The following is a 12,758-nucleotide window of genomic DNA, read 5'->3' on the forward strand; positions in this document are numbered from 1 at the left end:
CACGAGACATCCTGTCTCGGTGGCGCACGGCGCACATCCATGTGCGCCGCCCTACGGGTGTGCCGTTGTTCTCGCGAGACAGCGGCTTCGCAGCGCTGGGTGAACTGCGCGGCTTCAAGCTCAAGCAAAAGCGATATGGCCTACCTGTAGGAGCGGCGCAAGCCGCGACCGCGCCACATCAGTGACGACGGCGCTTAGCCGGAGCCGATCAGATGCACATCGCAGCCATGTAACTCGCCGCGCAAGGCGCACGCCGCGCCGGCCTGGTCCGCCACAAAGATCACCCTCGCAACCCCGCCAACCGCTGCGCCAACTTCTTAGGCGACACCCCTCCACGCACACCAAGTTCCTGCGCGAACAACGACACCCGCAACTCCTCGATCTCCCAACGCAAAGCCTGCCACCCCGCATCCTCGGCCAACCCAGCTGCCTGCGCCGCGTCGAACGCGTCGACGAACGGCTTGAGTTCCAGCATCCGCGCCTGATCGCGTACCGGGTCGCGCAAGGCGCGCTCGCTGCGCACCGACAGCGCCTTGAGATAGCGCGGGTACTCCGCCAACGCCGAAGTCGCGACATCGCGCAGGAAACCCGGCGGGGTCAGCCGCGCCAACTGCGCGCGCATGTCGTCGAGGTTGCCGCTGGCCCAGCCCATCAACGACGACTCCAGCCGCGCGCGCGCCTCGGCGACCGCGCCGAGAATCGTCTCGGCCTGACGCAAGCGCTCCATCGCCTCGGGAAACAACTTGCGCGCGACGGTCTCGCGGCGCAGCTCGAACCCGGCCGGATCGCGCACCGCGACCAGGTCGGCATCGTCGCCCAGCAGCGACTGCAAGGCACCGTCGACTAGATCCTCGCGCAGCCGGTCGCTGTCGCGCGGTCGATCGTGCGAGGCGCGGTCCTGCGCCGCGCGCGTGGGCGACACACGGTCCTTGCGCGGCGCCGCCGATTCGATCGCCGCATACAGCAATCCGGTCTTGGCCTGGATCGGCATCTGCTTGCGCGCTTGCTTGAGCTTTTCGGCCATCGCGATGGCGAGCAGCCGACGCACCCCGCCCGGATGCGCGCGCAACGCGGCTTCGCGTTCGGCGTGGACGCGCAGCGACACCGTGTCGCCGTCGTCGTGCAAGGCCGGAAACGCCGGCACGCCGGCCGCGCCGGGCACCGACATCGGGATCGGCTGATCCGGAAACGCGGTCAAGCCCTGCTGGCCCAGACCATCGGCGGCCTGCGCCGCGAATGCGCGCGCGGCGCGCTCGCCGAAACGTTGGCGCAACTCGTCGAGATCGCGCGACTCCGCCAGCACCTTGCGCTCGGCGTCCTTGCCGCCGCGCGGATCGGCCGCGTCTAGCAGGCGCAGGTTGATGCGCAGATGCGGCTCGATCGTACTCGGATCGAAATCGGTCGCGGCCACTTCGGTGCCGGTGAGCTTGCGTAGGAACCGCGCGAGCACGCCGACCAGATCGTCGGCCTCGGCCTGGCGATGCGCCTCATGGAAGGCCTTGGCGAAATCCGGCGCCGGCACGAAGTTGCGGCGCAGGGTCTTGGGCAGCGATTTGATCAGCGCGGCGGCCTTGTCAGCGACGAAGCCCGGCGCCAGCCACGACAGCTGCGCCGGATCGAGCGCGTTGAGCAGATGCAGCGGCACCGCCACGGTCATGCCGTCGTCGACGGCGCCGGGTTCGAAGCGATAACGTACCGCCAGCCGCGCATTGCCCAGTTGCAGGTACGGCGGGAAACGCGACGCCTCGGTCTCGCCGCCGACCATCAGATCGTTGTTCGACCATTCCAGCGCGCGCTTCTCGTCGGCCGGCAGCTTGGCGTACCACGCGTCCATCGCCTGCACGTTGTGGAGCTGCGCCGGCAAGCGGTCCAGATACCACTGTGCCATCCATTCCTCGTCCACGACCAGGCCGGCGCGGCGCTGCTTGGCTTCTTCCTCATGCGCCTTGGCCAAGGTGGCGAGGTTGCGCGCGACGAATGCGGCGCGGGTGTTGATCTCGCCGGTCACCAGGGCATCGCGGGCGAAAATGATCCGGCTCTCTTCCGGATACAGCGCGCCGTAATGGATCGGCCGCTTCGGCGCCAGCACCAGACCGAACAGACTGATCTGCTCGCTGCCGACCACGCGGCCCTGCGAACGCGCCCAGCGCGGATCGTGATGGCGGCGCGCGAGCAGATGCGGCAGTTCCTGGATCGCCCAGTCCGGTTCGATCGTGGCGTTGGTCATCGACCACACCCGCTCGGTGTCGAGCAAGGTCGCCGACAACAGCCACGGCGGCGGCTTCTTGGCAAGCGGCGAACCCGGGAACAATTGGTATTTGCGCCCGCGCGGGCCGTCGTACAGCCCTTTGTCGCCGCGAAAACCGATCTGGGTCGGCAGGCCGGCGATCAGCGCGCGGTGCAAGGTCGCGTAGGCCGAGGCATCGAGTTCGCCGGAATTCTTCTGCGCCTGCCAACCCAGTTCATCGCACAGCAATTTCAGCTGCCGATGCAGCTCGCGCCATTCGCGCATGCGCAGGAAGCCGAGGAAGTGCTTCTCGCACCAGCCGCGCAGCTTGGATTGGGTGAGATCTTCGTGGGCGGTCTGATACGCGTCCCACAGCTTGAGGATGCCGACGAATTCCGAACGCGGATCGGCGAACAGCGCATGCGCCGCATCGGCCGCGCCGCGCTGGTCGGCCGGGCGCTCGCGTGGGTCCTGGATGCCGAGGAAGGCGGCGATCGCGATCATCTCGCGCAGGCAGCCGTGGGCGTTGGCCGCGACCAGCATGCGCGCGAGCTTCACGTCCACCGGCATGCGCGCCATGGTCCGGCCGATCGCGGTGAGCCGGCGCTGTTCGTCGACCGCGCCGAGTTCGGCCAGTTGCTGCCAGCCGTCGGCGATCGCGCGGCTGTCGGGCGGATCGAGGAACGGGAAATCCTCGATGATCCGCGCCGACGCGCCGTGCGCGGTCGCCACGTCCTGTTCGGCAACCGCCGCGGCACCGCGCGGCCCGCGGCGCTTGTGGCCGCCACCGTCGACGCTGCCCAGACCCAGCGACAGCATGCGCAGGATCACCCCGGCCAGGGCGGCGCGGCGGATTTCCGGATCGGTGTAGCGCGGCCGCGATTCGAAATCCGGCTCGCTGTACAGGCGATAGCAGGTGCCCTCGCTGATGCGCCCGCAGCGGCCCTTGCGCTGGTCGGCGCTGGCCTGCGAGATCGGTTCGATGTGCAGCCGGTCGAGCTTGCCGCGCGGGCTGTAGCGCTTGACCCGGGCCAGGCCGGGGTCGACCACGTAACGGATGCGCGGCACGGTCAGCGAGGTTTCGGCGACGTTGGTCGCCAGCACGATGCGGCGCTTGGGGCCGGGGTTGAACACCCGGTCCTGATCGCGCACCGACAGCCGCGCGTACAACGGCAGCACCTCGGTTTCGCGGTATTTGCGCCGCTCCAGCGCCTGGTGCGCGTCACGGATCTCGCGTTCGCCCGACAGGAAGATCAGCACGTCGCCGCGCGGATCTTCGCGGGTGATTTCGTCGCAGGCGGCGACGATGCCGTCGTTCACGCTCCGCGCGGGATTCGAGATTCGGGATTCGGGATTCGCAGAAGCCGATCGGCGCGCGCCGCCGGCATCGCCGCCCGCGGCTCTGTCGATTCCCGACTCCCCATTCCCCATTCCCGTATCGTCCAACGGACGATACCGAACGTTGACCGGATACCCGCGCCCCTCGACGCTGACCACCGGCGCACCATCGAAATGCGCGGCGAAACGCTCGGTGTCGATGGTCGCCGAGGTGACGATGATCTTCAGGTCGCTGCGCTTTTTCAGCAGCTGCTTGAGATAGCCGAGCAGGAAGTCGATGTTGAGGCTGCGTTCGTGCGCCTCGTCGATCAGGATAGTGTCGTAGGCCGACAGCCAGCGGTCGGACTGGATTTCGGCCAGCAGGATGCCGTCGGTCATGAACTTGACCGCGGTGCGTTCGCCGACGTTGTCGTTGAAGCGGACCTGATAGCCGACCACCTCGCCGAGCGGGGTGTTGAGTTCCTCGGCCACGCGCCGCGCGACCGCGCGCGCGGCGATGCGGCGCGGCTGGGTGCAGCCGATCATGCCGGCGGCGCCGCAGCCGGCGGCCAGGCACAGCTTGGGCAATTGGGTGGTCTTGCCCGAACCGGTCTCGCCGGCGATCACCACCACCGGGTGCTTGCGGATCAGCTCGACGATGCGATCGGCCTCGGCCGCGATCGGCAGCGCCGGGTCGGCCGGCACCCGCGGCAGCGACGACGCGCGCGCTTCGCGCTGCGCGACCGAGGCCGCCAGGGCCTGCGCGAACGCCGCCTGCGCCTGCGCATCGGCGGGCTTGCCGCTCCAGCGCGACCACAGGCCGTGCAGGCGGCCGCGGTCGCGGCTCAATGCGCCGTCGATCGCGTTGCGCGCCTGCCGTAACGCGGCGCTAGCATCCGCGTGGCTAGACTGATGTTTGGAATTGCTGGTGTTCATCGATAGATCGTTTGCATCGCAGCGCAAGGAACAAACCATTTCACATCGCGGTCGACAGCGCCTATTGTCGCCGCAGTGTCCGACGCACGCGTCGGAACCCTTTCGATTCGATGCCGGCCCGCCCGGAGCGCGCTTGAAATCCGGGGCCCGCGTCGAAACGTATTGAACTTCGGCGCGCGCGCCGGAGCGTTTTGCAACCGTCCCGCCTCACCATCCCGCACTGGAGTAAGGAGTCCCCCATGGCCAAGGTCAGCAAGCCCGGAAAACCGGACAAATCCTCGTCCAAGAAGTCCGCGTCCCCGTCGTCGTCGAACAGCCCGGCCGCGTCGCCCGCCGCCGGCAGCAGCGCGCCCTCGATCGATATTGGGATTTCGCCGGGCGATCGCAAGAAGATCGCCGAAGGTCTGTCGCGCTTTCTGGCCGACAGCTACACCTTGTACCTGAAGACCCACAATTTTCATTGGAACGTGACCGGGCCGATGTTCAACGCCCTGCACGTCATGTTCGAAACCCAGTACACCGAGCAGTGGACCGCGCTGGACGACATCGCCGAGCGGATCCGCGCGCTGGGCTTCAACGCGCCGGGCTCGTACGCCGAATTCGTCAAGCTCAGCTCGATCCCGGAAGAAGCCGGCCTGACCGAAGCCGCCGATTGGCGCGAAATGGTCCGTCAGCTGGTAGTCGGCAACGAAGCGGTATGCCGCACTGCGCGCAAGGTACTCGACCAGGCCGACGACGTCGATGACGCGCCGACCGAGGACCTGCTGACCCAGCGCCTGCAGACCCACGAGAAGTATGCGTGGATGCTGCGTTCGCTGCTGCAGTAATCGCGATCCGGCGGTAACCCGGCGGGCGCGGCGATGGCCGCGCCCGTTGCGTTTGCGGGGTTTGTGGGGTTCGCGGGCCGCCAAGGCGACGCTCATGGCCGGACTTCGGAGAATCGCGCGAACGGGCCGAAAGGCGACGACGGGCTGAACCCCGACGCTCCAGGCCTGGTACACATCCCGACCCCTGCGCAAGTAAAGCCCCGAATCCCCGACGCCGCTATCGCCGACCACCCGCACCGCCGGTTTCCGACCGGTCCGCGAACCGGCCCGGTTAAACTAGCCTCATGCCTTCCCCCGCACTCGAGTTACTGCACCGCGTTTTCGGCCATACCGCGTTCCGCGGCGAACAGGCGCAGATCGTCCAGCACGTGATCGACGGCGGCGACGCCCTGGTGCTGATGCCCACCGGCGGCGGCAAGTCGCTGTGCTACCAGATCCCCTCGCTGATCCGCGAAGGCTGCGGCCTGGTGGTCTCGCCGCTGATCGCGCTGATGCAGGACCAGGTCGAGGCGATGCGCCAGCTCGGCGTGCGCGCGGCCTATCTCAATTCCACCCTGAGCAGCGAGGACGCGGCCGAGGTCGAACGCCAGCTGTTGGCCGGCGAGCTCGACCTGCTCTACGTCGCGCCCGAGCGCCTGCTCAGCGGCCGCTGCCTGAACCTGATCGACCGCGCCAAGATCGCCCTGTTCGCGATCGACGAAGCGCACTGCGTATCGCAATGGGGCCACGACTTCCGCCCCGAATACCGCGAACTGACCATCCTGCACGAGCGCTGGCCCGACATCCCGCGCATCGCCCTGACCGCCACCGCCGACGAGCCGACCCAGCGCGAGATCGCCGAGCGACTGACCCTGGAGGACGCGCGCCGCTTCGTCAGTTCGTTCGATCGCCCCAACGTGCGCTATCGCGTGGTGCACAAGGACAACGGCACCCGCCAGCTGCTCGATTTCCTCGCCGGGCATCGCGACGAAAGCGGCATCGTCTATGCGTTCTCGCGCAAGCGGGTGGAATCGGTGGCCGAGCAACTGGCCGCCGCCGGAATCAAGGCCCTGCCCTACCACGCCGGCATCGACGCCGGCGTGCGCGCCGCCAACCAACGCCGTTTCCTGCAGGAAGACGGCGTGGTGATGGTCGCGACGATCGCCTTCGGCATGGGCATCGACAAGCCCGACGTGCGTTTCGTCGCCCACATCGACTTGCCCAAGTCGATCGAAGGCTATTACCAAGAGACCGGCCGCGCCGGCCGCGACGGCGAACCCGCCGAAGCCTGGCTGTGCTACGGCCTGGGCGATGTCGTCAACCTGCGCCAGCTGATCCAGCAAGGCGAAGCCGGTGAAGAACGCAAGCGCCTTGAACTGCGCAAGCTGGATTCTTTATTGGGCTTCTGCGAATCCACCGAATGCCGGCGCAAGGCGCTGCTCGGGTGGTTCGGCGAGCCGCATCCGGGCAACTGCGGCAACTGCGACAACTGCATGGAGCCGCCGCAGAGCTGGGACGGCACCACCGCGGCGCGCAAGGCGCTGTCGTGCGTGTACCGCACCGGCCAGCGTTTCGGCGCCGGTCACGTGATCGACGTGTTGCGCGGCACCGCGACCGAGAAGGTCACCCGCTTCGGCCACGAAGCGCTGAGCACCTTCGGCATCGGCAGCGACCTGGACGTCAAGCAGTGGAGCAGCGTGTTCCGGCAACTGGTCGCGGCCGGCCTGCTGGAAGCCGACATCGAACGCCACGGCGCGCTGCGCCTGACCGCCGACAGCGCGCCGGTGCTGCGCGGCGAGCGCGAACTGCGCTTTCGCACCGAAGCGCCCAAGGCCGCGCGCGCGAGCACCCGCAAGACCCGCGGCGGCGCGGCGCCGATGATCGACATGGACCCGGCCTCGCTACTGCGCTTCAACGCCCTGCGCGAATGGCGCTCGACCACCGCGCGCGAACAGAACGTGCCGGCGTACGTGATCTTCCACGACAGCACCTTGCGCGCGATCGCCGAAAACGCCCCGGACGATCTCGACGATCTCGGCCGCATCCCCGGCATCGGCGTGAGCAAGCTCGATCGCTATGGCGAGGCGGTGTTGCAGCATTTGCTCGATCACGGTTGAGCTCGCGGATTGGCCGTCGCATGGCTGCGAAGAAGCGACTGCAGCTTCGTTTCAGGCTGTAGGAGCGCCGCAAGTCGCGACCGCAACCTCGCGACCACGACGCAAGCGCGGTGACGCGGTCGCGGCTCGCGCCGCTCCTACAGGGGGCGACCGCAGCTTCGTTTCAGACTGTAGGAGCGCCGCAAGTCGCGACCGCGACCTCGCGGCCACGACGCAAGCACACGAGCGGTAGCCACAACGACAACTGCAGCCAAAACGACAACAACAACGACGGCCGCTACGAAAACAACACCGCCCTACTGCACCTGATACGAGAAATTCAAATTCCACCGCGGCTTGCGATCGTCGGTCTCCAGCGGAATATCCGCGGTCGGCTTGGCGTAGGCGAAGTCGATATTGAAATGGCGGTTATCGGATAAGCGCAGCCCCAGCGCGACGCTGCCCAGGTCGTCGATCGGCGGACGGCCCTGGGTCAACGAAACCCGCGCGTGCTGCACGGCCAGGTACGGGGTCACCGATTTGAGCCATTTGGCTTTCGGACGGAAGTTGCGGCTCAGTTCCAGCGCCGCGCCCCAGCCCCTGTCGCCCGAGGTTTCGCCGGGGTCGTAAGCCAGGGCGAAACGGCTACCGCCGAAGCTGATCTGCTCCGACGATGGCAGACGCTGACGGCTGTACTGCGCGGTCGCGCGCAACACCGCGGCGTAGCGTTGTTCCTTCCAGGTGCGGCTTTGCGCGTAACCCAGGTTGTAGCGGGTGAACGACACGTCGCTGGCACCGGCCACATCGATGCCGTCGATGTTGGTGATGGTGTCGGCCGACGCGCCCCAGGTATCGAGCCCGCGCGCGATCGAAACGCTCGCCTGGCGCGCGTGATTTTTCTTGGCCTCGGCGTAGTCCAGCCCCGCGGTCACCACCCGGGTCTTGGAGCGCTGATCGAGCAAGGCGCCGTTGATCGTATTGAAGTAGCGATCGGACTGATCGGCCGCATACACGCCGGCCGATACGAACAACGATCGCTCGTTGCGCAACAGCAGCGGATAGCGCGCGCTGATCGATACGCGGTCCTGTTCGACCCGGTGATCGAGGAACGCCGGCAGCGGCGTCTGGGTGACCGGCACGCCGCGATAGCGCGAGCCATCGACCCGGCCGATCCAGCCGTCGCTGCCGATCAACTGCGAATACCCGGCGCTGTAGAAACGCTCGTTGCTGCGCCCGTCGGGATACAGCGCGGCCAGGCTCCATTGCTCGGCCAGCGAGGTCAGCGCATTGAGGTTGAGCGTCGCCAGGCCCTGGGTGCCGGGATGATTGAATTCCAGCGCCCAGCTGGCGTCGTAGCGCTTGCCGCCGACGTTGAGGTCGAGCGAGGTCGCGCCGTCGGTGGTGGTCGGCGCCGGCACGTTGATGGTCATCTTCGCGCCCGGCAGGAAACCCAGGATCTGCGAATAGCGTTCGAAGGTGCTCTGACGCAGCGGCCGGTCGTCGATGATGTGCTGGGCGATCGCGCGGATCTTGCGTTCCATCTTGCCGGGCTTGCCGCCGATGCGGACCTGGGCGACATAGCCCTCGACCGCGACCACGCGCACGGTGCCGTCGGCGAAATCCTGGGTCGGCACGTAGCAGAACGACAGCGCGTAGCCGCGTTCGCGATACAGCTTGGTGCAGGTCTCGGCGGCGCCGAGCAGGTCGGCGACGGTGATCTGCCGGCCGATCAAGGGAATGAACAAACCGGTGACCTGTTCGAACGGCACCGACTTGACCCCGGACACTTCAAAGCGGATCGGCGTCAGCGGTACCGCGAGCAACGCGGCCATTTCCGGATTCTGCTGCGGCGCGACGGTGGTGCTGACCTTCGGCTCGGCCTTGGGCAGCGGCGCCTGCGGCAGGGTTTGCAGTGGATTGCCGGTGGTCGGCAATCGTGGCTGAGTCTGAGAATGCGCCGTGGTCGCCGCGAGCATCGCGGTGATCGCCAGCGCCAGTGGATAGCGCTTCCCCCAAAGCCCTGTATCCATGCGTAACCCCTTGTGCCTCGGCGATGGCTTTCGCCTTTACCGCGCCGGGCCGGTTGTCGTTGTTGTTTTGGTTTGACTCGGGCGAACGGTGGTTCCTGTTTTTGGGTGCCTGCCTGGACTCCCGTTTGCGGCGCGGCCCCGGATGCGCGCGGCCTGGGCCGAAAACGTATCCGCAAGCCATGGATTCGACTCTACGACCTGTGCGCGCGACGGGAACGGCGCGATGCCGTTCCCGCGCGCCAGATCACATCCGATCAGGGCTTACCGCCCTTTTTGCCCAGCAGGCCGGTGCCGAGCAGGCCACCCTTGCCGCTGTCGTTGCCGAGCACGCCGCCGAGCAGGCCGCCGTTGGTGTTATTGAGCCCGGTCGCCCCGGCTACGCCGTTGACGACCGTGCTCAGCCCCTGAGTCACCGGCTGCAGCGGTCCGTTGACCGCCGCGGTCGCCCCCGTGCCGACCGTGGTCACGCCACTGCCCACGCCGGCGAGCGCGCCGCCGACCAGGCCGGTGACCGGCGCCAACGGTGTCGAGCCGCCCACGCTGGCCACGCCCGCACCCACGCCGCCGACCGTGCCGCCAAGACCGGCGACGCCGCTGGTCACGCCCGCCGCGGTCACCCCGACCGGGTTGGCGATGCTGCCGGCGTTGCCCAGTCCCGCGGTGATGCCCGCGCCGACCGTACCGAGATTGTTGCTGACGCCGGTGACCGCGCCGCCGACCAGCCCGGCCGCGCCGCCCGGAACCGGAGCGCCGCTGAGCGCGCCGCCGAGCGCCGCGCCGGCCGAAGCCACGCCGCCGACCACGCCGCCCGCGCCCTGCGACACGTTGGCGACCAGATTGCCGCCGCCGCTGCCGCCGGTACCGCCGCCGTTGGTCTGGCCCAGCCCCGCGATCGGCTTGAGCACCGAACTGACCGCGCCGGTCAACGACTGGCCGGCCGAACCTTCAAGCACGCCGCCGAGCTTGCCGCCGACGTCCTTCACCCCGTTGCCGACGCCCGAGACCAGTCCGCCGGCCGCGCTGGTCAGCGGCTGGATCGGCGAGCCCTGGAACGCGCCAACCGTGGCAACCGTCTTGCCCAGGTCGTCGACCGTGGTGCCGACATTGACCACCAGATTGTCGACCCCGCCGACGGTGGTGCCGACCGGGTTGCTGATATTGCCGATCTGGCCCAGGCCGCTGCTGGTCGACAGGCCCAGCCCGCTGACCGTCTTGCCCAGATCGTCGACGACCTTGGCCAGTCCCTGCGTGGTCGGGTTGTTGCCACCGAGCAAGGCCTGATTGGGAATCTGCGCGCCGAGCGTGCTGACCCCGCCGCCGATGCCGGTGACCAGGTTACCGGCAACGGTCACGATCGCCCCCAGAGCATTGCCAGGCACGCTGGTGCCGCCGGGACCGCCGGGCCCGCCCGGATTACCCGGACCGCCAGGACCACCCGGGCCACCCGGATTGCCGGGACCACCCGGACCGCCCGGATTACCCGGACCGCCGGGGCCACCAGGACCGCCCGGATTGCCGGGACCGCCGGGGCCACCGGGATCGCCCGGACCACCGGGGCCGCCCGGATCGCCGGGGCCACCGGGACCGCCCGGATTGGGATTGAAGTTGGATTTGACCCCGCCCGAGCCCGAGCAACCGGTGGTCGATACGGTGATCGTCAGAATGCACGCCGCCAGCAAGCTGTAGGAAACGGCCTTGCGAATGCCACGAGTGTCCATCACGTCCTCCGAACGCAGCGTTGCGCTGCTCCGTGCCTGGGTTTATCGCTGCGCCTGCGTTCGCGGGGGCGACACCGGCTGAGCGCCGATACCACACATTCAAAGTGTTATTTGAGTGTGTACGGCTTGAGGCTGCTCCTGTTTAGGGTCTAGAACAAGTGATGAAAGCGGTCCGGGCGAGCGGTCAATGCGATATTTCCGATAATCGGTAATTCTCGTGAGAAAGCGTGATTTTCATTCACCGGCGGCGGCTGAAACGCGACGTTATCGACAGACCGGACACCGCCGGGCAACGCCGGCCACGGGCGATTTCGCGATGCGGAAAAAGAATTTCAATCCGCTACTTGAACGTGCAGTTCGCACGGGCCCGGCGACTGCGTCGGCGCGGCAGCGGCGCGGATCGCCGTGGATGCAAGGATCGGCACGAAATCCACGCGCTTCGCGGTCGTCGGGCCGGGGGATTTACGCATCGATTTGGCATTTCTTACGTAAATGCGGGATCGACGTAAATTTTCGCCACGCAATCTAAATTCGGCGCCGTGCCGGCGGACCCGAATGTGTCGGCCGTCTCACCACTCAACCGTGCCGCGGATCACCGCCTGGACCCGCCCGCCGATCCAGACCTCGCCGCCCTCGTCGATGCCGACCTCGACACAGCCGTCGCGGCCGACTTCGCGGCCCTGGCTGACGCTGTAGCGATCGCCGGGCTTGAGCCGGCCGGCCTCGAGCAAGGCCGCTGCGATCGCCGCGTTGGCGCTGCCGGTCACCGGGTCCTCGGCGATGCCGTCGCTCGGGCAGAACGCGCGCACCACGTAGTCGTAACCGGGATCGCGACTGCGCGCGAACACCGCCAGCCCGAGCGCGTCGTCGCCGGCCAGGGCGAGGATGGCGTTGAGGTCGGGCCGCAGGCTGCGCACGGGATCGGGCTGATCGGGCGCGGCGTCCAGTTCGACCACCCACCAGCGCGGGCCGTTGTCCCACAGCGCCGGCGTCAGCGCACCGCGCGGCAGACCGGCAAGCGCCGCGTCCAGGCGCAACGCGGTGGCGCGATCGTGATCGCAACGCCGCGCGCGCGGCGCGCGCACGCTGACCCGCATGCCGGTGCTGTCGTGAACGATCCGCACCGGCAGCAGACCGGCCGCGCATTCCTGCACCAGCGACACGCTGTCGGCCGGCACCCGTCGCGCGTCGATCGCCGCCCACGCCGCGCCAAGGCTCGGATGGCCGGCGAAGGCAAGTTCCTGACGCGGCGTGAAGATGCGCACGCGATAGTCGGCGCCGGCTTGCGGCGGCAGCAGGAAGATCGTCTCGGGCAGATGCATCCAGGCCGCGAACGACTGCATCGCCTCGGCATCCATGTCCTGCGCATCGAACACCACCGCCAGCGGATTGCCGGCGCCGATGCGATGGGCGAACACATCCAGTTGCAGGTAGCGGCGCAAGGTCATGAGCGCGGATCGTACCGGTTGCCGGCGCCACCGACAGTGGCTTCAGGCCGATTGACGCGATCGCGTTAATGATCGCGCGCAGCGGCTGGCGCGCTTGTCGGTATCGCGGCCGCGGCCGCTGCGCCTTCGCGCCGACACTCGGCGGCGACGATGTAGATTAGCCAACGCAGTCGCCCATCC

The 12,758-nt window shown here is 68.2% G+C and carries 7 protein-coding genes; 3 read left to right on the plus strand and 4 right to left on the minus strand.

Annotated elements, in window-relative coordinates; genetic code table 11:
- Positions 1 to 185, plus strand: a 185-nt coding sequence (locus tag ASD86_RS27590; RefSeq protein WP_235567618.1) for a hypothetical protein, incomplete at its 5' end; no start/stop codon positions are given.
- Positions 186 to 280: 95 nt separating this feature from the next.
- Here ASD86_RS27590 and ASD86_RS00005 read toward each other — a convergent pair.
- Complete coding sequence (locus ASD86_RS00005; protein WP_056105644.1) at positions 281 to 4,480, minus strand: DUF3418 domain-containing protein; 4,200 nt, start codon at positions 4,478 to 4,480, stop codon at positions 281 to 283.
- Positions 4,481 to 4,719: 239 nt separating this feature from the next.
- Between ASD86_RS00005 and ASD86_RS00010 the strand changes: the two genes are divergently transcribed.
- Together ASD86_RS00010 and recQ are read left to right on the plus strand one after the other, a co-directional pair.
- Entirely contained in the window at positions 4,720 to 5,307 is a 588-nt protein-coding gene (locus ASD86_RS00010; RefSeq protein WP_036107789.1) for a Dps family protein, read from the plus strand.
- Between the two features lie 284 nt (positions 5,308 to 5,591).
- Positions 5,592 to 7,403 (plus strand): DNA helicase RecQ, encoded by a 1,812-nt coding sequence (gene recQ / locus ASD86_RS00015; RefSeq protein ID WP_056105646.1) that lies wholly within the window; start codon positions 5,592 to 5,594, stop codon positions 7,401 to 7,403.
- 296 nt (positions 7,404 to 7,699) lie between these two features.
- Here the strand turns inward: recQ and ASD86_RS00020 are convergent, their stop codons facing one another.
- From ASD86_RS00020 to ASD86_RS00035, 3 genes are all read right to left on the minus strand, one after another.
- Positions 7,700 to 9,412, minus strand: a complete 1,713-nt coding sequence (locus ASD86_RS00020; RefSeq protein WP_056105648.1) for a POTRA domain-containing protein — start codon at positions 9,410 to 9,412, stop codon at positions 7,700 to 7,702.
- Between the two features lie 254 nt (positions 9,413 to 9,666).
- A complete protein-coding gene (locus ASD86_RS00025; RefSeq protein ID WP_304438417.1) occupies positions 9,667 to 11,130 on the minus strand; it encodes a collagen-like triple helix repeat-containing protein in 1,464 nt (487 codons plus the stop codon).
- Positions 11,131 to 11,699: 569 nt separating this feature from the next.
- Positions 11,700 to 12,578 carry a PhzF family phenazine biosynthesis protein gene (locus ASD86_RS00035; protein WP_056105655.1) on the minus strand — a complete coding sequence of 293 codons (879 nt, stop codon included), beginning with the start codon at positions 12,576 to 12,578 and terminating at the stop codon, positions 11,700 to 11,702.
- Between the last annotated feature and the right edge of the window lie 180 nt (positions 12,579 to 12,758).

The organism is Lysobacter sp. Root690, assembly GCF_001427785.1.
In the GTDB taxonomy this organism is placed as follows: Bacteria; Pseudomonadota; Gammaproteobacteria; order Xanthomonadales; family Xanthomonadaceae; genus Lysobacter.